General features: G+C 47.9%; 19 protein-coding genes. 9 read left to right on the top strand and 10 right to left on the bottom strand.

The features are described 5' to 3' along the window. Positions 1-26 precede the first annotated feature (26 nt). Positions 27-2846 (top strand): DNA polymerase I, encoded by a 2820-nt coding sequence (gene polA / locus ACQY6I_RS09920; protein ID WP_428241330.1) that lies wholly within the window; start codon positions 27-29, stop codon positions 2844-2846. 76 nt (positions 2847-2922) lie between these two features. Here polA and ACQY6I_RS09915 read toward each other — a convergent pair whose 3' ends face one another. The 9 genes from ACQY6I_RS09915 to bluB all read right to left on the bottom strand — a co-directional run bounded on the left by ACQY6I_RS09915 (position 2923) and on the right by bluB (position 11481). Further along, positions 2923-3273 carry an H-type lectin domain-containing protein gene (locus ACQY6I_RS09915; protein ID WP_428241329.1) on the bottom strand — a complete coding sequence of 117 codons (351 nt, stop codon included), beginning with the start codon at positions 3271-3273 and terminating at the stop codon, positions 2923-2925. A 279-nt stretch (positions 3274-3552) separates the two neighbouring features. Beyond that, positions 3553-4707, bottom strand: coding sequence for a Gfo/Idh/MocA family protein (locus ACQY6I_RS09910; protein ID WP_428241328.1), 1155 nt, complete (start codon positions 4705-4707; stop codon positions 3553-3555). 2 nt (positions 4708-4709) lie between these two features. Beyond that, positions 4710-5771, bottom strand: a complete 1062-nt coding sequence (locus tag ACQY6I_RS09905) for a sugar phosphate isomerase/epimerase family protein (RefSeq protein ID WP_428241327.1) — start codon at positions 5769-5771, stop codon at positions 4710-4712. A gap of 159 nt (positions 5772-5930) precedes the next feature. Beyond that, positions 5931-7067, bottom strand: a complete 1137-nt coding sequence (locus tag ACQY6I_RS09900; RefSeq protein WP_428241326.1) for a Gfo/Idh/MocA family protein — start codon at positions 7065-7067, stop codon at positions 5931-5933. Further along, on the bottom strand, positions 7064-7831 hold the full coding sequence (locus ACQY6I_RS09895; RefSeq protein WP_428241325.1) for a sugar phosphate isomerase/epimerase family protein: 768 nt from the start codon (positions 7829-7831) through the stop codon (positions 7064-7066). Before ACQY6I_RS09895 ends, ACQY6I_RS09900 begins: the two co-directional genes overlap by 4 nt. 199 nt (positions 7832-8030) lie before the next feature. Then, a complete protein-coding gene (locus ACQY6I_RS09890) occupies positions 8031-8387 on the bottom strand; it encodes a hypothetical protein (protein ID WP_428241324.1) in 357 nt (118 codons plus the stop codon). Continuing rightward, on the bottom strand, positions 8384-9091 hold the full coding sequence (locus ACQY6I_RS09885) for an extracellular solute-binding protein (protein WP_428241323.1): 708 nt from the start codon (positions 9089-9091) through the stop codon (positions 8384-8386). The genes ACQY6I_RS09890 and ACQY6I_RS09885 overlap by 4 nt, the downstream gene beginning before the upstream one ends. A 527-nt stretch (positions 9092-9618) precedes the next feature. Continuing rightward, complete coding sequence (locus ACQY6I_RS09880) at positions 9619-10596, bottom strand: LacI family DNA-binding transcriptional regulator (RefSeq protein ID WP_428241322.1); 978 nt, start codon at positions 10594-10596, stop codon at positions 9619-9621. Positions 10597-10815: 219 nt separating this feature from the next. After that, on the bottom strand, positions 10816-11481 hold the full coding sequence (gene bluB / locus ACQY6I_RS09875) for a 5,6-dimethylbenzimidazole synthase (RefSeq protein WP_428241321.1): 666 nt from the start codon (positions 11479-11481) through the stop codon (positions 10816-10818). A gap of 382 nt (positions 11482-11863) precedes the next feature. On the opposite strand from bluB, the gene ACQY6I_RS09870 reads away from it, so the two are divergent. Further along, positions 11864-12811: a 5'-nucleotidase gene (locus ACQY6I_RS09870; RefSeq protein ID WP_428241320.1), complete on the top strand. Its 948-nt coding sequence runs from the start codon at positions 11864-11866 to the stop codon at positions 12809-12811. After that, a complete protein-coding gene (locus ACQY6I_RS09865) occupies positions 12808-13479 on the top strand; it encodes a nucleotidyltransferase domain-containing protein (protein ID WP_428241319.1) in 672 nt (223 codons plus the stop codon). The genes ACQY6I_RS09870 and ACQY6I_RS09865 overlap by 4 nt, the downstream gene beginning before the upstream one ends. A 502-nt stretch (positions 13480-13981) precedes the next feature. On the opposite strand, the gene ACQY6I_RS09860 is transcribed toward ACQY6I_RS09865, so the two are convergent. Next, positions 13982-14977, bottom strand: coding sequence for a sulfotransferase (locus ACQY6I_RS09860; RefSeq protein ID WP_428241318.1), 996 nt, complete (start codon positions 14975-14977; stop codon positions 13982-13984). Positions 14978-15651: 674 nt separating this feature from the next. Between ACQY6I_RS09860 and ACQY6I_RS09855 the strand changes: the two genes are divergently transcribed. From ACQY6I_RS09855 to ACQY6I_RS09830, 6 genes are all read left to right on the top strand, one after another. Beyond that, complete coding sequence (locus ACQY6I_RS09855; RefSeq protein ID WP_428241317.1) at positions 15652-19626, top strand: amino acid adenylation domain-containing protein; 3975 nt, start codon at positions 15652-15654, stop codon at positions 19624-19626. A gap of 40 nt (positions 19627-19666) precedes the next feature. Beyond that, positions 19667-20941: a glycosyltransferase gene (locus ACQY6I_RS09850; protein ID WP_428241316.1), complete on the top strand. Its 1275-nt coding sequence runs from the start codon at positions 19667-19669 to the stop codon at positions 20939-20941. A gap of 307 nt (positions 20942-21248) precedes the next feature. After that, positions 21249-21659, top strand: a complete 411-nt coding sequence (locus tag ACQY6I_RS09845) for a GNAT family N-acetyltransferase (RefSeq protein WP_428241315.1) — start codon at positions 21249-21251, stop codon at positions 21657-21659. 171 nt (positions 21660-21830) lie between these two features. Beyond that, complete coding sequence (locus ACQY6I_RS09840) at positions 21831-22865, top strand: MBL fold metallo-hydrolase (protein WP_428241314.1); 1035 nt, start codon at positions 21831-21833, stop codon at positions 22863-22865. 149 nt (positions 22866-23014) lie between these two features. Then, positions 23015-25531 (top strand): T6SS phospholipase effector Tle1-like catalytic domain-containing protein, encoded by a 2517-nt coding sequence (locus ACQY6I_RS09835; protein WP_428241313.1) that lies wholly within the window; start codon positions 23015-23017, stop codon positions 25529-25531. Continuing rightward, positions 25528-26196 (top strand): DUF2931 family protein, encoded by a 669-nt coding sequence (locus tag ACQY6I_RS09830; protein ID WP_428241312.1) that lies wholly within the window; start codon positions 25528-25530, stop codon positions 26194-26196. Before ACQY6I_RS09835 ends, ACQY6I_RS09830 begins: the two co-directional genes overlap by 4 nt. Positions 26197-26345 lie beyond the last annotated feature (149 nt).

Below are 26345 nucleotides of genomic sequence, written 5' to 3'. Positions count from 1 at the left end.
TCATCAAAAAATGGCAACAATAGCACATGACATCAGCAAACCCATCTGTCCCCGTCATTCTGATTGACGGTTCTTCCTATCTGTTCCGGGCCTTCCACGCCATGCCTCCACTCACCAACTCTAAAGGTCAACCGACCGGAGCCGTGAAGGGAGTGATCAATATGGTACGCTCGATGGTATTGGAATATCCAGATAGCATCATTGTGGTTGTGTTTGACGCCAAGGGTCCTACCTTCCGCCACGAGCAGTACGCAGACTACAAAGCCAACCGGCCACCGATGCCGGATGAGCTGCGAATTCAGATCGAACCGATTCACGCCATTATCAAAGCCATGGGATTACCGCTGTTATGTGTTGAAGGCGTAGAGGCTGATGATGTCATCGGCACACTGGCCAGGCAGGCCACTGAGCAGGGCCGGGAATGTATCATTTCCACCGGCGACAAAGACATGGCGCAATTGGTCTCCAAACATGTCCGGTTAGTGAATACCATGAAAAACGAAGTGCTGGATGTTCAGGGCGTTAACGACAAATATGGTTTTGGACCGGAGTACATGATCGATTATCTCGCGCTGATGGGGGATAAGGTCGATAACATACCCGGCGTACCTGGGGTCGGAGAGAAAACCGCGCAAGCGCTGATTGCCGGAATCGGTGGTTTGGATGACCTTTATAACAACCTTGAAAAAATTGCCGGGTTGACGTTTCGTGGCGCCAAAACCATGGCTAAAAAACTCGAAGCCAATAAAGAGCTTGCTTATCTCTCACATCAATTGGCCACGATCAAATGCGATGTCGAACTGGATTATGCGGTGGATACGCTTCGTCATGAGGCACCCGACAAGGACGCGCTGCTGAATCTGTATCTCGAACAGGAGTTCAAAAGCTGGGTTAACGAGTTGGGTGGTGATATGCCGGCCAAGCCGGCTGCGGGTGGTCGCCCGGCGGAATCAGTTTTATCGCAGCAGGCCGAGGCGGTTGAGGCAGAATTGGGCTTTCCACCGACGACGCAGTCTAAGTGCGTCGTGACACGGGAAGGGCTAAAACAGCTGATCGACGAGATTCGGACCGCCGGGCAGCTGGCGTTGGTACCGGTCAGAGAAAAAGGTCATTATCTGCGGACGCGGCTGACCGGTCTGGCGTTCTGTATGGCGCCTGGAACGGCATATTACCTGCCTTTCAGTTGTCAGGCCGAAGATACGCCGGTGTTGTTGGACGACCATCTGGCACTGGAGCTATTGAAACCGGTTCTGGAAAGCTATGACGTGACTAAAGTTGCGCATGATATCAAGGCACTGCGTCATGCCTTCAAACCTTATGGTATCAAGCTGTCCAATTGCCGGCAGGACACTATGCTCAAAGCGTTTGTGGCAGATAGCACCGTTCGGCGGGTCAGTGAACTCAGCGCTCACTTCGGCCATCTAAGCATCGATAATCTGGTCCGTCGCTACCTTAACTGGAGTCCCCAGACCCTCGAAGAGGTTGCTGGTGCTACGGGTGTCAAACAGAAAACCATCGACAGTCTGCCATTGAATGAGAGTACGCATTACCTGGCTGAACAAGCCGATGCTGTCATGCGCATGAATATTTGGTTGGATGCCCGGTTAACCGGCACTGGTGAGTTGGAAAAAGTCTATACCGGCATCGAGCAACCGTTGATTCCGGTATTGACCAAAGTGGAGGACGCGGGTGCCATGCTCAATGTCGAATATCTGCACGAACTGACGAGCAAGTTCCGCGAACGTATGGGGGTGTTGGAGCGTGAAGCCCACGAAGAGGCCGGAGAAGCTTTCAATTTAAGTTCCCCTAAACAGATCGGTGTCATTTTGTTTGAGAAACAAGGGTTGCCGGTGTTGCAGAAAACTGCCACTGGTCAGCCTTCCACCAATGAGGAAGTGCTCAGTGAACTGGCACTGACCTATGATCTGCCCAAGCGCATACTGGAGTATCGCCATCTGAATAAACTGGTGGGTACCTATACCGAACCTTTGCCAGGGTTGGTAAACCCGGACACTGGCAGAGTGCATACCAGTTACAATCAGGCAGGCGCTGCGACCGGACGTTTTTCCTCCAATGATCCGAACCTGCAGAATATTCCTGTGCGCAGTGAAGAAGGCAGAGCTATTCGGCAGGCGTTTATCGCTCCGCAGGGCTATAAAATTGTCGCTGCCGATTATTCCCAGATTGAACTGCGCATCATGACGCACCTGAGTCAGGATCAGAACCTGATCAAAGCGTTCCGTGAGGGCCGTGATATTCACCGCGCGACAGCAGCAGAAGTAATGGGGGTGGCCGAAGATCAAGTCAGTAGTGAACAGCGCCGCAATGCCAAGGCCATTAACTTCGGTTTGATCTACGGGATGAGCGCTTTTGGCCTGGCAAAACAATTAGGCATCGGTCGCAAAGAAGCACAGGAATACGTGGATACCTATTTTGCCCGTTATCCTGGTGTTCGTCGCTATATGGATGAAACCCGGGCAGAAGCATCCGAGACCGGTTATGTCGAAACCATTTTCGGCCGTCGGTTGTATCTTCCTGACATCAAAGCCAGTAAACAGATGCTGCGTAAGGCTGCCGAAAGAACGGCCATTAATGCACCTATGCAGGGGACGGCCGCTGACATCATCAAACGTGCGATGGTGGATGTGCAGGCATGGTTGGGGTCATCACGACTGGACGCCACTATGATCATGCAGGTACACGATGAATTGATCTTTGAAGTGCCGGAGCGCAACGTTGAAGAATTTATCCACGGTGTAAAACTGCGGATGCAACACGCGGCGGACATTGACGTACCGTTGGTCGTGGATGTTGGTGTGGGCGAAAACTGGGAACAGGCACATTAGTGCCTGTTCCACCGATAGATTCAGTCTTTTCCAGATATCCGGCGTAGGCCGTGTATCCGAATTATACTGAGTTGTATTATTGAGCAATGGCAATCCAGGAAACTGATTCGGTCGCATGACTACCGTCTGCCCGTCCCGCTGTGCCATTGGCTGTATTCTGTTCATCAAAGCGTATTTGGAAACCGGATTTGGTCACATTTTGTATGCGTAGGTTTGGATCATCACTACCGGCGTAAGTAACCGTCTGTGCCACAACATTTGGCACAACATTGAACGGCTCATCAAAGGTGACCAGCTGCCAGGTACCTTCGGCTCTGTCGCTATAGAGTAAAATAGTTCCCGATTGAATATTAAGTGATGCTGCGAAAATAAAAGAGGATGTGATGAGGGCAAAAACAACTGCCGACAGTGTCATTATTTGTTTCATAATTCCTGCCTTTGTATAGTCGATTTTTTTGAAACCGATTGGCCGAAATGTTATTGGATTTCAGTCTGCCATTCGGAGCTTTAAATATAACATTTTAATAAGCTTTTTATTGGCTATAGGTACTAAAGTGTGAACATAATATGGAAGGGTGACTTTACCATAAATTAGAATTCAGACGTTTTTAAACGGATGATGGCAGATGGAAACCTGTGATATTTTTTAAATGTTTATTATTATTACCAGGTTTCCATAATGCCTTTTTGGGTTTTTATATTGTGGTCATGGATTTGATTGTTGAGTGAATTCGTTTAGAGCAACCCACTTGTTTTCATTGTTGGCTGAACTGACTGCCGCACAGATAAACGCAACCCCCTGCATGCCATCGTAAAGCCCCGGTAATAGCGAGTCGTCCTGTTGCTGAGTCAGGTAGTCTGAAAACTCCCGATATAAATTTGCAAATGCTTCGAGGTAGCCTTCCGGATGCCCGCCTGGTGTACGAGTGACGCTCTTGGCCGAGTCAGAAAGATAACCGGCGCCACGGGTCAGCCTTTGGGTGGGTTCTCCAAACAAGGACAGCTCCAGTTCGTTCGGATTTTCCTGCTGCCAGCGTAACCCACCCTGATCACCATAAATTTCAATGGACAGATTGTTTTCATTACCAGGTGCCACCTGAGTAGCCCAAAGATGGCCTTTGGCGCCGTTGGCAAAGCGGATCAGTACATTGGCTTCATCATCCAGTTCACGCCCCTCTCCCCAGCAGGATAGATCGGCCAAAACCGTATCTGCCTGAGTGTTGACCATAAAGCAGGCCAGCTGATAAGCATGCGTCCCAATATCTCCCAGGCAACCGCCTATCCCTGCCTGGTGTTTGTCTGTACGCCAGCCGGCCTGTTTGTTGCCCTGGCGCTCCAGGTCTGCTGTCAGCCAGTCCTGTACATAGTTGACCTGCACCGAGCGTATTTTCCCCAGGCGTCCCTGGGCGATCAGATGTCGTGCTTCCCGCACCAGTGGATAAGCGGAATAATTATGAGTCAGCAGGAAGGCTGCCGAGCTGGACTCCGCCACCTGTTTTAACTGTAACGCCTGTTCCATGGTGGCCGTCATGGGCTTGTCACAGATAACGTGAATACCCTGACGAAGAAAAGCAATGGCGATATCGGCATGCAGGTGATTGGGTGTGACAATGGAAACCACCTGAATGCCATCCTCGCGTTCACTTTCCTGCTGTGCCATTTGTTGATAATCGTCATACAAACGGGCTATGTGAAGTGGTACTCCAGAGCGCCGGTTACGTTCCGGGTCGGAAGAGAGCGCTGCTGCCACCAGCTGATAGTGACCATCCAGGCGAGCGGCCCAACGATGCACTTCGCCGATAAACGCGCCTTCACCGCCGCCGACCATGCCCCACCTTAGGGGTTGAGATAATGTATGCATGATTACTTTTTCTCCAGTCCCAAAAGTTTGCGATTGGTCGCCTGATCAATGCCGGAACCGGCAAAATCATCAAACGCCTTATCTGTGACCCGAATAATGAAATCGCGAATATGCTGGGCTCCTTCACGGGCACCATCTTCCGGATGCTTTAAGCAACATTCCCATTCCAGTACTGCCCAACCGGAAAAGTCGTAGGCGGTCAGTTTTGAGAAGATGGCTTTGAAGTCCACCTGACCATCGCCAATGGAGCGGAAGCGTCCGGGACGGTCGACCCATGATTGATAACCCCCATAGACACCACTGCGACCATTCGGTATCAGTTCGGCATCCTTCACATGAAACATTTTGATGCGGTCGTGGTAGTGGTCGATAAATGCCAGATAATCCAGATGCTGTAATACAAAATGGCTCGGGTCATAAAGGATGTTGGCGCGGGGGTGAAAATTGACTTCCTGGAGAAAACGTTCAAACGTTGCACCGTCATGTAAGTCTTCGCCGGGATGAATTTCGAAACACAGGTCAACACCTGCTTCATCAAATGCATCCAGAATCGGTTTCCAGCGTCGCCCCAGTTCCTCAAAGGCCTGTTCAATGAGGCCGGCCGGACGTTGTGGCCAGGGATATAAATAGGGCCAGGCCAGGGCACCGGAAAATGTCGCGTGGGCCTTCAGCCCGAGGCGGGCGGAGGCTTTGGCAGCCATATGCATCTGTTCTGTGGCCCACTGCTGACGGGCTTTAGGATTGCCCCGGACATGTTCGTCGGCAAAACCGTCAAAGGCGTCATCATACGCTGGGTGGACCGCAACCAACTGGCCCTGCAGGTGGGTGGACAGCTCAGAAATCTGAATACCATGTTTGGCTGCAGTGGCATTCAGATCATCACAATAACTTTGGCTTTCCGCGGCCAGGGGCAGATCCATAAGACGGGAATCCCGGGTGGGTACCTGCACCGCTTTATAACCTAACGATGCGGCCCATTGGCAGATACTGTCGAATGAGTTGAAAGGTGCTTCGTCACTGGCGAACTGGGCCAGAAAAATCGCAGGTCCTTGAATGGTGTTCATATCCTGTCTCCTACATGAGAGTGGGGTTATCAGGCAACACTTGAAGGTGTTACCTGTTACTGTACGGTATTTATAAATCCCTTAATTTCATGCTGTTGGGTTGGCTCTGGCAGCCTGAAATTAAGGCACAATAATAAAAATATCAGCAGACATTTCTGACTAGTGGTTCAAGAGTAACTCTGCTGATTCAGGATCCAGGGCCCTGGGTCGTTCGCAGGTTGTTGTCATCCTAACGGTGGTATCGTTCTCGCCTGATTGAATAATCCCCAGTAATACCTCTACACCGTGCAAGGCGCGATCCAGTGAACACATATGGTCCCGTTCATGGTGGATGGACATCACCATCTCTGCCAATCCGGCAGTGCGATAGTTGGCCAGCGCCTGGTCACCAATAATTTGATTAGCCACACCGAAAGGATGTTCCCAAGGGGTTGTCAGGTGCAATTCGCGCTTACCCTCAGTAGCCGTTATCTTGCCGCCAAAAAAATTTGGATCCGGTAGATATAGCGAGCCTTTGGAGCCGTACAGTTCCATGGGAGTGTGGCTGTGGGCCTGAACATCCCAGCTGGCGCTCAGGGTAATCAGCGCGCCTTGCTCAAATTCCAGAATAGCATGTAGAGTGGTGGGGGTTTCGACCTGGATAACCTCACCAAAATGGGGCTGGCTGGTGATAGTGCGTTGGGGAAAAGGCGTGCTTGAACGGGCAGTGACACTCTTGACCGGTCCCAGAAGTTGAATAAGATTGGCGATATAGTAAGGGCCCATATCCAATACCGGACCGCCTCCGGTTTTAAAAAAGAACTCCGGATTTGGATGCCACATTTCCACTCCCCGGCCCATGACATGACAGCTGCCGGAAACAATAGTTCCCACGGTCCCATCATCAATCAGTTTGCGAGCTAATTGATGTGCACCACCCAGAAACGTATCGGGTGCACTGCCAACCCGAAGCCCGTTTGTCTGAGCCAGGGCCTGCATTTTCAGTCCATCAGCAAGGTTCAGGCACAGCGGTTTTTCCGTGTATACATGTTTACCAGCCAATAGTGCCTGCAGGCTGATATCTGCATGGGCGGACGGAATGGTCAGGTTGACAACGATATCGATATCATCATCGGCCAGCAGTGCGTCAGTGGACATGGCCTGCAGTCCATATTGATTCGCGGTTTGCAGGGCCAGGTCGGTATTGAGATCGGCACAGGCAGTAAACCTGAAACCTTTGAATAGAGGTGCCAGCTGGAGATAGCTGTTTGATATGTTGCCGCAACCGATAACGCCGACGTTGAGAAGGGAGTTCATGCGACCTCCCCAGCTAGCTTTCTGGCACCATCGATGGCCCGTTTAGCAAAGCGCGTTATATCACTGGGGTTATCATGTTCCATAATAAACTGTGTCGCCGGTGTGGCACGAATAACCGGCCACCATTGAGACCATGGCAAAACACCGGTAGTGAAGTCAGCCCAGCCATCTTCATCCAGACATTCTCCTTCGGGTGCAATATCTTTTAAGTGAACACTGCAAATTCGATTTTGATATCGGCTTAACCATTCGAGAGGATCCTGCTTGCCTTTCGCAATCCAGGCCAGATCCATTTCCCAGCGAAGGGTTGGTGCACCAGTTAGGATGGCTTCCATTGGTAATGACCCATCCTCCAGAGGATGGAATTCGAAATCATGATTATGCCAGCCGAAATCATAACCTTCGGCGCGGACCTGGCTGGCTATGCGCTCCAGTCTGTGCCCCAGTTCCAACCAACCTTGGACCGACTGCGATTGAGGGCGTAGTTCAGGCTTGATAAATGGGCAGATCATCGTCCGCATGTTCAGACGCTCGGCAATAATCAGCGCCTGATCGATATTGGACTCCAGCATTGTTAAGTCGAAATGACCGGTTGGCATGGCAAGTTCATGTTTGTCCAGTAGAGTGGTTAACTCGTCAATGTTGGAATAGAGACTGCCATAGCCTTCTACCTGACGATAACCGTGCTGTTTGAGCATGGCAAAAACCGCATCCAGGGATGGTGCCTGTCGGGCACTGAAAAGCTGAAATGAAAAAACTGTCATGATGAATCCTCATGGTTGAGTGAATGGATAGCACGGTACTGCTGCGATTATTTTTGTTAGGGAACCTTTGAAAATGGCCTATTTTCGCGCAAGACGTTGTCAGCCCCCGTCTCACATCCTCATTGCGCCCGTAAATTGCGGTGTTGCGAGTGGTGCTTCCTCGTCTGTATCAAAACTACTGCTATTTTTCAGAGGCCCCTTAGAGCTTGTCCTTCGTTTCCTGGGAAAACAGATGCACTTTTCCAGGATTGATAAACATGTTGATGCGATCACCAGTGTGATAATGATGATCGCCATATACCTTGATCGGCCGTCGGTCATTCAGCAGCTCAAACCAGAAAATACGTTCACCACCCATGGGTTCTGTCAAATCGACTGTGACGGTAGATAAATGGAAGTTTTCCGGTTGTTCTTCAATGCACAGGTGTTCTGGATGGATACCCAAAAATACGGCCATGTCGTTTGTAATATGCTCAGGTTCATATGCACGTAGATCAATGCCGCAATCCGGCTGACTGCAGTAGCCCTCGCGACAGTAGCCGGTCGGGATGTTCATGCCTGGAGCCTATAAAGCATGCTACGAGAAGATTGCAGAGTAGGTGATACATGTCGCCTGCCCTTCCCAGCTGCTGCTCTGGCATCCTTATCTCGCCAGATTTGATACCAGAAAGCGGCATCGGTCATGCCAATGATGACGTCATCAAATAAATTGCGATCCTGCCGGGACTGGCCACCATGGCTGAGTGGAGTGAGTCTCGTTTCAGCCGTCTTTAAAAGCTCTTTCCAGGTTCGGGGCTTTATAGCGCCAGCCTGGGCAAATACTTTTTTATGAGTCCACAACCACCGGACAATATTGAGTGGAATACAATACAGCCGGCCATCTTTGAGACAGGGGGCCTCAGGACGGATGAATTCAAACCAGCCCTCTTGTGCCGTCACCGGTGTCAGATCTAGCAATAAATCCTTCCTGCTCAATTCTTCGACTTGCTGCGATGTATTGAGCTGTGCTGCACCGGGAACATTTCTTCCAAGGGTGCACTGTCCGGTAACAGGTCGGGCATGTTTGCCGAGTATGTTAACCGCATGTTGCTCACTGCCAGACATCCAACAGTGGATGGCTTCTAATGTTGCCGCTTGAACTGAAGCGCTGATTGCACTTACACCGCAGGTAAGTGCGAAGATATTTTTACCCAACATATTATTTTTATCCTCATGGGTCTGCTCCCTGTTCCCTTCTGTAACCGGTGTCCAGGTCGTCACAAAAACGCTCGTTCTAAATGAAAGCGCTTTCATTTTGGGATGATAGGCAGCATGTTTTTAAAAAGTCAAGCCATTTGAATTCAGTTCTGAGAACAGGAATACGTTGTCAAGAAGGTACTTAAACTACGTCTATGATGGAAAATATCTGTTATATCAATGACCTGTGGAGCGAACTTCTGTCATAATTTTTTTATATTTTTTTTTTCATATTCGGGAATTTATTAAACGACTTCCTGAAAACCTACAACAGACTAAAATGGAAAATCGTCTGCATAACGATGCAAGGTAACGTGATCATATTTGGGTAAATGTCCCTTTGTGGCTCGAAAGACTATTATAGGGGCTCCGAATAACTACCTGTGCTGCCAACTCAGTAGTGAAAGTCTAGTCAGATCGGTCATTTGTGCCTTATAGACTCTTTTTTAGCTTGGTACATCCTGTGTATTGACTGCAGATCAGCAGGGCTGGGAATATCAGTTTTTACCTTGGTTTTCTCGACGAAACTATATAGATGCCAAAAATAAAATTCAGGCTGATTCGCGAATGATCAGAGATGGCTGAAACTGTCGTTTGGGTTTGTGCTCGGTACCGTAAACCCGATTCAATACTAATAAGGCTGTTGCTTCTGCCATCTCATACAGTGGCATGTGTATAGTGCTCAGGCCCGGGATAAAATTCTTTGAATGTTCCCAGTTGTCATATCCCATAATGGCCATATCCTCCGGTACCCGTATGCCCTGGTCATGGCAAACTCGTAGCGCGCCGATTGCCATCATATCATTGGCAAAAAAAACGGCGCTTGGTTTTTTTTTGAGTTGCAGAATAGTTTTCATGTGGCTGGCACCATCGGCAACACCAAAACTACCTTCGACCTGCCAATGCACTTTCAGACGAGATTCCTTCATTGCCTGAATGCTGCCCAGATAGCGCTGGTCAGCGTCACGTTTCCATCGTGGACCGGACACTATGGCAATTTTCGTATGTCCTTTTGACAGCAGATACTGAATAGCCATCCGCCCGCCTGCAAAATTGTCGTAGTCAATGTTCTGTTGCCGGTCACCGGGAAAATGTTGATTCATAACAAATACCGGGCAGCGTTTATTTATTCGGGCGATTTCTTTTCCCGGTAAAAAATTCGTGACCAGTACCAGAGCATCAACCTGCCGTTTTATCAGGAAGTCGACGGCATCCCTTTCGCCTTCGGGTGAATTTTGACCACTGGCAATGATGACATGGCGATCATGATTACGAAGAGTTGTCTCAATACCGCTGGCAGCCGGACCATAATAGGGTGTATTGATGTTTGTGGTTACCAGACCAACAGTATAGGTTTTGTTGGAGGCCAGTGATCGCGCTGCCTGGCTCGGGCTATAATTCAGCTGCTCAATGGCTGACATAACCTGTACCCTGGTTTTTTCCCTGACAGGCGCTGAACCACTCAAAACCCTGGATACTGTAGCTTTGGAAACGCCTGCAAGATTGGCGACTTCGTCAATCGTACTCATGTGTTGTTGATTCCCAAATATATTGAAAGCTATCGCATAATGATTCTATTGGAAATGTTTTTTTCTGCCTGTCTATCAATGTGTGTAATATGGTTGTTGTAATAATTACTGGTTGCCTATTTTAGCTTTCATGGTTTTTGCCGTTTATGAGCGTACTTAACAATATGGTTTGGGATATGTTCCGATAGCCGTTTCGAGTATGTTGTAATATCGGTTTGACTAATGGTCATATGCTGTTTCGTAGTCTTCTGAAAATTGATTGTGAACAATTGAGGAATAAAGAGACTTCCTGCATTTCCAGTTTAATTTTTCCAGTTCAGGAATATCATAAAACTCCTTAACATAGCCAATACACAGGTAGGCGATCAATTTGTTGCCTGACGGTGCTTTTAGAATGGAGTCAACAACGGATGGATTAAGAATGCTGACCCAACCCATACCAATATTCATCGCCCTGGCCATTAGCCACATATTTTGAATGGCGCATACAACACTGTACTCACCGACTTCGGGGATAGTGTTGTTGCCAATGATAGGAGTTTTGGGTGGGGTGTAATATACGGCAATGTTGACCGGTGCCTCGATGATGCCATCCAGTTTCAATTGCCGGTATTGTTGCTGTGCTTGCGCAGAAAACTTTTGTTGAGCCCGGTGAGTTTCCAATTCAAAGTTTCTATATATCATCTGTCTGATCTGATGGTCTCGAATAACCACAAACTTCCATGGTTGTGATAATCCGACAGATGGAGCGGTTGTGGCCGCCATCAGAATTTTTTCAATTTCTTGTTCGGTGAGTTCCTGGCTGAGAAAATTATTACCTCTGATATCCCTTCGATGCAGCATTAACTGCATCAACCTGTCTTCGTCTTTATCAGTAAATTGCATAAGTGTTTATCCATCCGGCGACTCTTCAGGTGGAAATGCTGTGTCGCTGTGACAGTGAGTATTCTTGGTATCTATCCTGTGAGCGACGCATTGAACTATAAAATTAGCCCCATTAATAGCCAGATGCTGATCAGCTTTCGCGAAGGTGCTATGAACGATGAACGGTTCTTACAGACCACTTTCAAGCGCTCTAAATTCATCACTGTTTCATACCCATAGTGGATATACTCCGATAAGTTCAAATGCATTAAGTTCTGGTGAATGGGTTCTGAAACAAAAGGTACTCATTTCAAATACCTCATCAGTATATTTGCCCGAATACAGACATTATGAAATTTGTGGTTTTCCGGTTATGCTCTGGATCAGACTTTAGAATGAATGAGTGATCGTATCTGATATGCCATACGAACTGAAAAATCGCCTGGTGATAGGTGTTGCCTCAAGCGCAGTATTTGATTTAGCCGAATCAGATGAAGTATTCCGGCAAAAGGGTGAAGAAGAATATCGAAAGTTTCAACAGGAAAAGCTTAACGACCCTTTACCCAAAGGTATTGCTTTTCCGTTTATCAAACGGCTGTTGTCTTTAAATGACTTGCATGATGACCCCGAAGATCCGTTAGTGGAAGTAGTATTGTTATCACGCAACGATCCTGATACCGGCCTGAGAGTGATGAAAACGATTGAACATTATGGTCTGGGAATGACGCGGGCTATCTTCATGCAGGGGCGATCTCCCTATGAATATATTCCGGCGTTGAACATCGCGTTGTTCTTATCCCGAAATAAGCTCGATGTCGATGCTGCGATTCACGCTGGTTACCCGGCTGGTCAGGTATTGGAGTCCCATTTTGACGATGACGAACATGATCCGACATTGCGTATTGCTTTTGACTTTGATGGTGTACTTGCGGGCGATGAGTCGGAGGTGGTCATGCAGTCTTCGGGCTTGCCGGAGTTTCATGCTCACGAGGTGCGTAATGTCACCCAACCTCACAACCCGGGACCGCTAAAAGAGCTGCTGGTGAGAATTTCCAAAATTCAGTCCGTCGAAGAGCAATATAAACAAGCACATCCGGACTACCAGAACCGTATTCGGGTTTCTATCGTCACCGCACGAAATGCGCCTTCGCATGAGCGTGCCTTAATGACATTAAAGAGCTGGGGAGTGATGGCTAATGATGCGTTCTTTCTGGGTGGCATTGAAAAAGGTAAAGTGTTGGGGGTTCTGAAACCCCATATCTTTTTTGACGACCAACCAGGCCATCTACGATCCACCAGTACTGTCGTGCCATCAGTGCATATTCCTTTTGGAGTGACCAACCAGTCATGAGTGATAATATCGATCTACAGATGCTCATGAGGCAAAAAGCTGTCCGTGCTGTTCAGATGCTCGCGCGCAGACACCAGCCACGACTGATCATTTTATATGGCTCTGTTGCTCGTGGTGATGTGACGGAAAACAGTGATATTGATATCGCCTGTTTCTGTCACAGCCCGTTGGTATCCAAAGATATCGGAGTATTCGAAGGCAGCCGACTGGACGCCTGGATTTATGACATTACAGACCTTGATCCACAGCGTGATGACTTTTTGCGTTTCGGTGGTGGGGAGGTGCTGTTGGAGGATGGTATTGATGGCGTTGATTTTTTAGCCCGAATTCAGGCTCGTATTAATCAAGGACCCGGAGAATTACAGGAAGATTCCCACCTTCATTTGATCGAATGGATCAACAACATGCTACAGCGGGCCGCCGGTGATACTGTAGAGGCGCATTTTCGCCGTTGCTGGTTGCCTTGTGAACTATTGGAAATTTATTTCCAGTTACGTTGCAGGTGGTATTTGGGGTCAAAGCAGAGTTTTGAATGGTTGCGGGTACATGATCGGGAAAGCTTTGACTTGTTTCAGCAATGCTATTGTTTCCCTGGCGAGATGGAATTGATTAAACAGCTTGTGAAGAGGGTAACAGCGGTTGATTCAAAACATGACGGTTGCTCATGAACTGGTGTCTCCCATAACACCTCAACAGATTTCATATAGGAATCTCTGGGTGATGTCATGAGGAAGTCAGGGCAAGACCAAAACCTGTAACCAGGCTGTGGGGGAATTGCCAGAGGTTCCCTAGCGTAGCATCTCAAATAAAACGCATATTTGAATGGGCCGCCGAATTCACTTCGCAATTCTACGTTAGTTCAGCAAACGGGCCCCCAGTCTTCAAGAAGCCCTCAAGACGCCCACCACTTCATTCCGGCTCTTGACAAGGGAATAACCATTGCCTGCGAGCTGCGCCTTGCTGTGAACATCTTGAGGTGCTTTGTTAATGTAGGTTTTATTCAAGACACTACACTATTGCAGCCGATGTGCCTTGTCCTCGTCCTCCCGGTGACAAAAGCCAGCAGCTTGCAAATGAATGAACGGTAGCTAAGAAAGCCGGAAATATCCGGCATATTACTGACTGGTCGTATGATGCTTATCTGCATACTCAATATTTTATTGTAACCACTCAGGCCTGTACGGCTTTAGCGATCAGACGATCCAGAGTTTCCTGGTATTCATTCAATACCGGATTCAGATTTTTCCGTTGCTTCACTTTGATTTTGGCTTCCAGATCTCCCGTCAATGGGAGGTTAAGCAATGTTTGTAACCGTTTCATTGTGGCGACAGGATCCTGAACCAGTTCGTCATAATTCAATTCAATAGCCTGTTCTGATGATAATTGCCGGACTTCTGCCTGATAAGCTGCAATCTGCCGAGCCACAGTTCTTGCCAGTAATGGCCGGGCGATTAGCGCAATTGTTTTGCCTCCCAATAATTTGTAGATCTTTCTCAGTATCCACCAGACAGCATAACCAGCGCGGTAGCCACGTCGGGAACCATCAACACTCAACAGCATTTCAAGATAAGCCTGAGGTTGTTCGAGATAAGCGACCAGGGCATTCAACATACTGTTAAGTACTGCCATCGGTTCTCGCGAAATATAAATGAATCTTGCGAGTGGGAACTGTTCAGCAATCCACTGGGCATTACCGGTATCCCAGGGATTCTTCAACAGCACTGCCTGGGTATCCTTTTGTACCACTAATAATTTGCGACATATTTCTTTAAAGAAATTGACATTATTGTCTGTTAATTTAAAGGATTGGGTATGCCGCCTTAATAAAAAGCCATATTCCTCAACGGTATGGTCGTGAATCGACGTGTGATCAATGCTGCGGTCTTGAATGCCGAGTTGCTTAAAACATTGATTTAAAAAACTTCTCTCGTCCTGCTCACGCCCAAGATGATAACTGCTTAACAATTTCGGATAATAAAACAGATGATAAAGAGTCAGATGTGCCAGTGGAAAAGATTTGGCGACAGCATCATATAAAAACGTAGTGCCCGAACGATGTAGCCCCATAATAAAAACGGGTTTTACTGGAATATCTGCCAGTTCGTCTAATCGGTCGAAGTCTTCATCATGACAAGTGATAGATTTTAATGGGGTAGGTTTTTTCATAGGAAGCCATGTCGTGTTTGGGGGTTTAAGGGAGACTGAAAATATTTGACAGACTACTCTTCGTCAGTACAACCGATGAAAATATTTCAGCGTTTTTCTTTTTTTTAGACAAAAGAAAGAATACTCTGGGTGTTAATTTATTTTTTGTTGGAGTATAGTTCTCTCCATGTAATCGATTACAACATATATAAAAACAATAAATCACGTACATTTTCCAGAATATATACTCATGAACGGCAAAAACGACACCTTGATAAAAAAATATTAAATAGTCATTCATACTATTTATTTTTAATACTTTAGTATGAAGTGACAAATATTTTTAGAAACTGTCATTTTTTTTAACTTTTTATCAGTTTGTTGACAATATCAATTGTGACGCAGTTCTCGATATAAAACATAACTTATCCTCTCAAAAAAATTTAATAAAAACGATTTCACTATTTATCCCAAACTTAAAAATCAATTAAAAATTAGATAGTTATAAGGTTTATGGATAAATTGTCTCGGTTTAAAAAATCAGAAAACTCTCCTTTTTTTTAGCTCTTACCATAATGAATTTTTAGTGGCAACCGTTTACAAAGATTGGTGCTCGTTTAAATTTATCTGAACAAATCCACTCTACCGACTGTGCCGGTTTTATACTACTGACATCATTGCGGGAGGACGCAGATATGATCGAAACCGAGGGCAAATACCCTAAGTTAATTAAGAATGAGATTCAGCCTTTTCTCTTGCCCTTGTCTACCCCCCAGCGTGGTCAATGGATGGGTCAGAAAATTGGCCCCAAGAATGCTACCTACAATCTATCAGAGTACGTTGAAATAAATGGTAGCATCGATATTGAGTTATTTTCCGCTGCAAGCAGACAATTAATTTTGGAGGCAGATACAACTCGTTGCTTCATCGTGGAGCAGGGAGATGAGGTCTTCCAAAAAATTGAACAAAATTGTGACAATCATTATGCGTTTGTTGATTTCAGTACCTCTGATGATGCACATGAAGCAGCATTGGAATGGATGAGAGAAGATATTCACCGTCCCTTGGATCCAACGCGTGATCCATTATGGTTCAGTGCGCTGATAAAAATTAATTCTGATCGCTATTATTGGTATCAAAGATGCCATCATGTTTCATATGATGGCTTCAGTGGTGGCATGTTGGCACGCAGACTTTCGCAAATATATTCAGAGATGGTTGCTGGCCAGGAAGTTTCACCAAGCCCGTTTGGGCCGTTGTCGATGTTGGTTGAAAGTGAACAGGAATATCGGCAGTCCAGCCGTTTTCAGCGTGATCGCGAATATTGGATGGAAACCTTAAGTCATTTACCGGATGCGGTATCGTTAGCACAACGTTTGGCTCCTTCCAATGGTGGACTGTTACGGAAAACCTTATATCTGTCTCAGGCGCTGACTGAAAAAATAAAGGCGGTTGGTCAACAAGCAGGTGGCTCATTACCACAAACGCTGATTTCACTGGTTGCAGCATATTACTATCGGGCAACTGGTGTTGATGACCTCGTGTTCGGTATGCCGGTTACTGCACGTACCAGCAAAGAATTACGCAGCGTGCCTGGCATGATGGCTAATGCAGTACCGATTCGTCTGGCAATGGGTTCTGACATCACTCTCGAACAGTTGATCCAACAGGTTGGTAAAGTGATGCGTAGTGCCTTACGGCATCAGCGGTATCGCTACGAAGATTTACGCAGAGACCTGGGACTGATGGCAAATGGACGGCAAATTTCCTGGTTGGGGATCAATATAGAGCCGTTTGACTATGATCTGCGCTTTGGCGAATGTAGCACTTCATTGCATAACATGTGCAACGGTGCCATTGAAGATCTGACAATATTTGTATATGACCGTAATGATGGTCAGGGGCTTCGGGTAGACCTGGACGCCAACCCAGCACGCTATTCCGAATCAGAATTGATTACACACATGCAACGGCTTGAGCGTTTGGTGCTGGCAATCATTAAAGAGCCACAACAGTCATTAAGTAAAGCGAGTCTGCTGAGTGCAGCAGAGCGCCATCAAATATTGCATGACTGGAATAAATCAACCTGGCCGGTTCCCAAACTTTCGGTGGTTGATCTGTTTGATGCTCAGGTCATGTGTAGTCCATGGGAAGTGGCTGTCACGACTGATGAAGAGTCACTGACCTATATGCAACTGAACCGGCTTGCTAATGCCTGGGCCCGGACATTGATCGAAACCAATGTTCTTCCAGGAGATTTGGTGGCGGTTGCCTGTAATCGCGATACCAATATGTTGGTTGCGCTATTGGCCGTGCTTAAAGCTGGAGCAGCATATCTACCACTTGATCCGGATTTCCCGGAAGAACGATTGAAGATTATTCTGGAAGATGCCCAGCCCAAACTGCTGTTAAGTAGCGAGGATCTCGTCGACAGTTTGCCCACGGTTGAAATACCGACGTTGTGGTTGAATAACCCTGATTTCGATCCAGCTGCTCCAGAGCACGGTGTAAATCCTGTGGTTCCCTTCATTGAGGGGGATAGTCCGGCATACGTCATCTATACATCCGGTTCCACCGGGCGTCCGAAAGGGGTGGAAATCCCCCATCGTGCGTTTACCAATTTCCTTTGTGCCATGCAGGGAGAACTGAAGCTGACGCCAGATGACTGTTTCTTGGCCGTCACTACAATTTCCTTCGACATCGCAGCATTAGAGTTATTCCTGCCGATCGTTGTCGGCGCATCTGTTTTGATTGCAGAACGTAAAGTGGTACGGAATCCTGAAGCACTGGTTGATATGGTGACGCGTCATGGTGCGACGGTTATGCAGGCTACACCTTCATTGTGGCAGGCTCTGTTGCCGGATTACAGTAAAGCGCTTCATGGCATTAGAACTCTGGTTGGTGGGGAAGCTCTGTCAGGGCCATTGGCAAGAATGATGGCTGGACTCGGGCATCCTGTTATAAATGTATATGGACCCACGGAGACCACGATCTGGTCGACGATCATGACATTGTCCAATCCTGCTGATATCGATTACCCGCCTATTGGTCGGCCAATCTGGAACACCCAGGTATATGTTCTGGACCAGACTTTGGAGCCCGTACCTGTAGGTGTAACTGGAGATCTATATATTGCCGGAGATGGTTTGGCCCTGGGATATTACCGCCGGCCCGATCTCACCAATGAACGCTTTGTTTCCAATCCATTCGGTCAACCCGGCAGTCGTATGTACTTCACCGGCGACAAGGCTCGCTGGCGTGACGATGGTGTATTGGAATATCAGGGACGCAGCGACCATCAGGTTAAAATACGGGGTTTCCGTATTGAAATCGGCGAAATAGAAACCCGACTTTTGGCCTGCCGCGAAGTGAATCGTTGTGTGGTCGTTGCCCAGACTGCACCTCAAGGCAGTCAGCAGTTGGTTGCGTATGTTGTACCTGTGGATGAAAAACTGAATACCGATGACCTGCGCAGACAATTGTTGTCCAACCTTCCGGACTACATGATTCCGACGCACTTTATGTTGATGGAGCAATTACCTTTAACACCTAACGGCAAAATTGACCGTAAGGCTTTACCATTACCGGTATGGCATGCTGCCCGTTCATATGTACCACCACGTACTCCAGCAGAGGAAATGGTTGCGTCTATTTGGGCAGAAACTCTGGGGCTGGAAAAAGTCGGTATATACGATAACTTTTTTGAAATCGGCGGAGATTCCATTTCGGCTACCAAGATCCTGAATCGGATTAATGAGACCATGGCTATCGATGTACCCTTAAGCGCCATGTTTACTTCTGCGACCATCGCGGATTTGACAGATCAATTGCGGCGCGACGATTCCTGGGATCCATTGGGAGTGGTTTTACCTATCAAAACAGATGGCACAGCAGCACCCTTGTTCTGTATCCATCCGGCCATTGGGCTATCCTGGGCTTATGCCGGTATGCAGCGACACCTCCCAGTCAACACGCCATTATATGGACTTCAGTCTCAGGGGTTGCGGCACGCTGTCCGTCTGCCTAAGTCCATTGAAGAAATGGCAGAGGACTATCTGGAGCATATTCGCCGCGTTCAACCAAAAGGTCCTTATCGTCTGTTGGGTTGGTCTTTTGGAGGTATGGTTGCACATGCATTAGCGCAGCGATTACAAACTTTGGGTGAAGAGGTTTCGTTTCTGTGCATGCTTGACACTTACCCTTATCTATTTGGTCCTGACATCAAAAAAGACAGTGAATCCATGGTGAAGGCCGCTCTGGCATTCCTTGGGTATAATCCGGCTACACTGTCGGAGCAACCGAAAGATATGACAGAACTGGCGGCATTTCTGGTGCGTGAATACGATATTCCTTCCATGCCGATGGTCCAGGAAATGCAGAAAAACAATGCTGACATTATCGATCATGTGTTGTCAGTGATTCAGAACAATCTCGATCTGGCGCGTCGTTTCCGGCCCGGTTATGTAGAGAGTGACCTGCTGTTTTTTGTCGCGGAAGAAAGTATGCATGATTCGATGAAAGATATTTTGGATCATCGTGCTGAAGCCTGGAAAAGCAGCATCACGGGAGAACTGAAAATACATTCCATTAAATGCATGCATCAGGAAATAATGGATGTTGAAGTGTTGAATGAAGTGGGGCCGATTATTGCCGAGCATCTCGGTCAATAATCCAGGATAGCGAGATTGTCCAAGCTAATAAGAGGTCAATGTGAGAATCACATTATTTTCCATCGGTACGCAGGGAGATGTAAGACCTTTGGTTGCTCTGGGCACTGGTCTTAGACGCGCCGGCCATGAAGTGCGGCTGGCCTGCAACCACAGTTTCAGAGAGCTGGTTCAGTCTGCCGGACTTGAGTTTGCACCGATCAATGCAGACTTTCTAGAGCTTATGGCAACAGAACCGGAAGCTGTCAAAAAAGGCAAAAACATCTTTAAATTTTTAAGCGCAGGTCGTAAAGGCCTGCTTAACATGGCTTCACAATGGGCTGAGCAGGGAAAAGCTGCTGCTAAAGATGCTGATTTGCTATTAGGCAACGGTATGACCGTCCCATTGGTAGCATCGTTGGCTGAAGTATTTAAAAAGCCATTTGTTCAAACGCATTTGCAACCGGTAACGCCCACCCGTGCCATTCCGCCCATGGGCCTGCCACTACCCCAAAAAAACCGACCGGGGCTGGTCAATCTGGCCTCCTATCATATCCTCCGGTTTTTCGTCTGGCAGGCGTTACGACCCGCTATTAATGGTGTTCTGCGCAAACAGCTCGGGTTGGTATCTTACCCATGGTATGGGCCTTATTATAAGACAGAGGTTAAAAACCAGCCTTTGATATATGGCTACAGTCAGCACCTCATCCCGAAACCAAAGGACTGGACAACTCGCATTGAGATTTCCGGATTCTGGTTTTACGATCAGGCCGAATCATGGGAACCACCGCCACATTTACAGGCTTTTCTGGAAGAGGGTCCTAAACCGATTTATGTTGGTTTTGGCAGTATGTTGACGGGTCGTGATTCAGAGGAGCTGACCATTAAAGTCATAAAAGCCATTCGTCTCAGCGGCTATCGGGCAATACTGGCCACGGGTTGGGGAGGGATGTCAGCAGAATTGGCAGATGGCATGGAAAAACACATCTGTGTGATTAAGCATGCTCCTCATGACTGGTTATTTCCGCGGGTGGAATTGGCAGTACATCATGGTGGTGCAGGTACTACCGCTGCAACGGTGCGTGCCGGAATTCCATCTGTGGTTCTGCCGTTTCTTGGGGATCAGCCATTCTGGGCATGGAATCTGAAACGCCTGAACGTATCACCAGGTGCATTGAATTTGGAAAGCCTGACTGCCGAGCAACTGGCACATAATATCCAATTGGCTGGTTCTGAACTGACCAAAGAAAATGCCGCTTCGCTGGGTCACAAAATACGTTCCGAGGATGGTGTTGAAAATGCGGTTATTGCAATGAGGCGGCTGGGGTATATCGAATAACGGTGATCCGAGGCTTGTATTGGGAAGCAGGTGGACGCGAGTGTCGTGTCTCAAATAAAACGCATATTGTAATCGACCGCCGAATTCACTTCGCAACTCTACGTTAAGTTCAGCAAGCGGCGTCCCTGTTTGCGAGAAGCCTTCAAGACGTCCACCGCTTCGTTCCAGCTCTTGACAAGGGAATGACCATTGCCTGCGAGTTGCGCCTCGCTGTGAATATCTTGAGGTGCTTTTTTATATAGGTTTATTCAACACACTACACTAGAATTCAGGGCTCCTAACGAAAGTAGCCCATGGATACCGCTCTATGAAATATACCCTGAAAGCAGAAACGCCTTCAGTCGAACACTATATCACCATTCGTCTGGCTGCCGGCCTGTCCCGTAAATCGGAAGAGGCTGCAACCATCGGTCTTAAAAACAGCCTTTACAGCGTCGTGGTGTATCAGCAGTCAAGCCCGATCGGAATTGGCCGGGTCATTGGCGATGGTGGATGTTTTTTTGAGATTACCGATATGGCCGTATTGCCGGAACATCAGGGAAAGGGAGTCGGGGCAATGATCATGACAGCACTGGTTGACTGGCTGCACCAGAATGCCCCCAGTACTGCCTATGTCAGCCTTATGGCCGATCATCACACGCCGGATTTTTACCAAAAATTCGGCTTTACCAAAGCTGAGTTACCGAAGTCGTCAGGCATGTTTCTACGTATTCCCTGAAGCAGAACCTCTACAAAACCAGCGTGATTGCCATGAAAGCGTAAAGCACGCTTGCCTAAAACGGCGAGACTCCCAATGATGTTGGGCTATGCATTTTCACTCAACTGAGTAATATTGACGGGACTGCGCTGGCATTTGCGCCGGATGCGTCACTTCAGCATTGGGGGCACCATGACGACATCCCTGCTTAAACCGGTTGCCACACCAGCGGCAGCCCGCAAAGAAACATCCAGCCGGTACCACAACGGCCGCTTTTACAATCTGGATCCGGCTGAAAAAGTGCCGCATCAGCTGTGGAAAATGTTCAAGGCTTTATTGTTTGGGAACTATCCCCGCCGGGTGCCGGACAAAAGCATCCCTATTCAGACATTGACCGCGGCCATGCTGGATAACCTTGCGGAAGATGCGGCAGTGGTCTATCGCTTAGGGCACTCCTCGCTATTGTTGAAACTCGATGGCCATTTCTGGCTGACCGATCCAGTCTTTTCAGAACGAGCGTCACCGGTACAGTTTTTGGGTTCCAGACGTTTTCATCAACCGCCGATCAGTGTTTCTGAACTGCCCTCTATTAAAGCGATCATCCTTTCTCACAATCATTACGACCATCTCGACAAACACACCATTCGCCAACTTGCCGATAAAGTTGAGTACTTTGTTACACCCGTTGGTGTTGGTCTGGACCTGCAAAAATGGGGGATTGATCCAGCCTGTATTATCGAATGCGACTGGTGGCAATCGATCAAAATTGGCGAAACCGAATTCGCAGCGACACCCGCACAGCATTTTTCCGGTCGCAGTCTGGGTGATCGCGACAGTACGCTGTGGTGTTCATGGGTCATTAAAGGGCAACAGAAAAAGCTGTTTTTCAGCGGTGACAGCGGTTACTTCTCCGGCTTCAAACATATCGGTCAGGAATACGGCCCGTTCGATATCACCTTTATTGAAACCGGCGCCTACAGTGACATCTGGCCCGATGTCCATATGACACCGGAACAATCCGTACAGGCCCATATCGACCTGCGGGGAAAAGGCATGGTACCCATCCACAACGGTACATTCAGTCTCTCGTTTCACCCCTGGGATGAACCATTTGAGCGGGTGTCCAAAGCGGCGCAGGCACAACAGGTCACCTTACATACCCCCCTGATCGGTGCGCAATTGGATCTTGATGAACCTGGCGAAACCGAAGCGTGGTGGCGACAGTAATAGTCGCCTCCGATAAAGCCACCTGACAGAAAATCTGCCAACAACTTCAAACATTTCAATACTGCCTTTGACAGCATCAGAGAATACTGACATAAGACTTTTGGATTTTTAGATATAACAGAGTGATCAATAACAAGGATTGTTACTTCATGAGCCAGACTCAGCTACAAGACGTTTCTGCCCTGCCGCAAATTATCAAAGACTTCATTCTCCGCCAGGGTTACTCCCTTAACCCACTATGCTGGCAGGCCACTTATCGGTATCCGGAGGATGCCAACGCATTTGAACCTCAACAACAGCCACTGCATTTTTTTATCTTGCAGAATGGCGGACAGCTTTCCTTATTAACCCGCCATCAACCCAGACAGTGTGGCATCGTCTACGAACTCAAAGCCCGCTCGGGACATGGTGCCACCAAACCGGCTGCACCGCGACAGAACCTTGACCGGCCTGCACCCGTATATGTCGAAGATGATCCTTTGCCGGTTGGCACGCCGGGTGTCGATTCCGTCGATCAGCCAGACTATTTCGCCGAACTTGACTATCGTTATCCGGACGATAAAAGCGGAGTCGTCTGTCATTACCAAATCAGCACTGCAGATCAACGATATCGAGGTCAACTGTTGGGGAGTACCGGTAAACTGGCTCTGCCGGCCCCCGGTACCGTGCACTATGAAATCGGCACCGCGGTTACTGGTGAGCAGTGGCAGGCCAGCTATGATGCTCTCGTTCAGCACTGTCACGAATTAAGCGAACATTTAAAAACTGCCGCTCCCATACAGACATGGCCCAAACAGGTACAAACACTGCACCTGATCCATACCGAAGTTCTCCATCCCGGTGATCCGGCCAATATGGCCCCGTCACTGTTCGAAAACGGCCAGCCACTGCAAAACCTGTTTGAAACCGCCTCCGACATCTGGCAGCGACAGATCCAGCGACCCAGTGACTTCGCCACCCGGTTCAGTCGTTGGCAGACCATTGACAAACTGCTGTTGCCCGACCATTTGGGGCAGAGTTTCGGGGTAACCGGACTGTTGACGCCGGTCATCGGTGAACGCCTGTGTGATCTGATCTACCTGCTCGCCGGGGATATCAAATTAACGGCATTGCGTGCCGTTGCCGAACAACGCCAATATCCGGACCCGGACAACTGGCTCAAAGAAGCCGCTCTGACGGCACTGATCCACTGCAACGCCAGACCCAGGCCGAACACCTCGGCTGGCAACCAATCTCCCTATTTTCAAACCCTGAAACAGATTGGCCAGCAGTTAAATAGTCTGGCAGAACTACAGCGTCAGCAAGACAAAGTTCTCTCCCTCAGTGAAGCAAATAACCGACCGGTCAAACGCCTGCTCAACGTACCGGAGATTGATGCCAACTGGTGCTATCAACCCTCCAAAAACCTCTCCCAACCCAAACGGATTCTGCGGCTGGGGGTGTTTTTTGATGGTACCGACCAAAACCGCTACAACGATGCCCAACTGCCGGATCGGGATATTTCCAACATCGCCAAGCTGGATGATTTGTATATGGAAACCCATATCGATCAGGGCATGGAAATCACCTATACCGACCACATTTATATCAAAGGTGTTGGTACTACCGACGGCAAACAGACCAACAATGGATTTGTGGTTGAGGAGAGTAACCTGGGTCTCGGCTTTGGGCTTGGGCCGGAAGGGGGACAGGCCCGGATTGCGGAAGCGTTTGAGCGTTTAAAGGTCAAATTACAAACGAACGATTATGACGAAATTGTCTTCGATGTTTTTGGTTTTAGCCGGGGCGCGGCATTAGCCCGATTTTTTATTAATCTGGTCAATCAATGGCCTGAATATTATAACCCTTACGATCATAATGATCCGGTCCCAGAAAATGATTTATATACTGTTCGGGCATTTCCACAACACATAACCGGGCGGGTGGCTTTTGCTGGTCTGTTTGATACGGTCGGCAGCTTTTATATGCCAGGTAATCATAATGAAGGGGAAATCAACCTGAACCTGAATGAGCAGAGCGCTGAACGGGTCGTGCATTTTGTCGCTGCCCACGAGGTCCGGCAGAATTTCCCTTCGACCCGCATCAGCACCGAAACCGGCTATTTGCCTTCCAATTTTACCGAGATTGTCTATCCCGGAGTACATGCAGATCTTGGTGGTGGTTATGAAAATCCCACGGGTCGTGGCACCGAAAACTGGGAACTCTTGACTACCCATATTTTTGCCCTGCCACGGGAGAACAAAGCCCAAACCATGGCTTTTCTCAAACAACAATACGATAAACCCGGACAGCATCAGTTTGTGCAGCGGCGATTGAACTACGTCTATGTTCAACAAAACAAACCAACCCGTAAGGAATTATCGATTTATTATCTGCACCTGATGTATCAGCATGCCAAGTCTGCGGGAGTGCCTTTAAGAAACATGGATATGAATAAGAAGGCTTATATCATTCCAAATGATTTGCATCAGCAGTTAAATCAATGGAAAGCCTCGGGAGGGATGGCCGAGACGGCTAAAAATTATCTCGATAATTATATTCATACATCGGAACGAATTGATGAATCCTTTCCACAAGTGAATAAACCCCGTGAAAAACACCAACAATATGAGCGTGCTGTGTTTTATAACCATCCGAATCGAGCTATGAGGAAAGAGATAAAATGATCAATCATCTAAAGAAAGTATTGTTAATACTGATCAGTATTTCGCTGCTTCTCGGCTGTCAGGAAAAAACCTATGACTATGGGTTTAGCGAAGGTGGTATCGGTGGTGAAGGTTGGCCAGTTTGGGGTGAGTATCTGATCGTCAATGAAACCTGGCAGGTGCCGGTGGGAAATTTATCTGGAGGTTCTCCTGATAATATCCCGGACACGTCTCAATCCGTTTTGGGTGAGAAGCCGATACCTCATACGTTACGGGCGCGCTGGTTTTCCTATCGTAATCAGACATTTTATGAAGTGACCGTAAGAGTCTCAAAGGACCAGCAGGAGCACGTCAAAAACTGGTTTCATCACTATCCACGACCCGAATACCTGCATACATTATCTGTGGGGTTTTCAGGACAGGGTGAGCTACAGGCCTGGTGGACAGTTGTATGTGTCAGAAAAGCCTGTGCTGAAGACGTACCTGGAAGAGACCACTTCGAACTCACCCCAAGAACCAAAGCCACGGTGGCCGAGGGTGATCCGAATCAATACTACAATACAACGCGCGAGTTGATCGGTGAGGGTAGCATTCCTGCAAGTGTATTGGATCTTGTGCCCGTATTGGAAAATCCACCCGATGAACACCAGTATGATGACATACTCGATATCGTCCCTAAGGAATAAAAACGACTGAACCTGATGAGAAAAATAGTTTTATCGTTAACCATCATTCTGCTGTTCTCCGGCTGCCAGGAAAAAACCTATGACTATGGGTTTAGCGAAGGTGGTATCGGTGGTGAAGGTTGGCCAGTTTGGGGTGAGTATCTGATCGT

The organism is Gynuella sp. (assembly GCF_050297175.1).
GTDB lineage: Bacteria > Pseudomonadota > Gammaproteobacteria > Pseudomonadales > Natronospirillaceae > Gynuella.
Note: the sequence above shows the minus strand (reverse complement) of the source record. Positions and strands in the feature narration are given on the sequence as shown.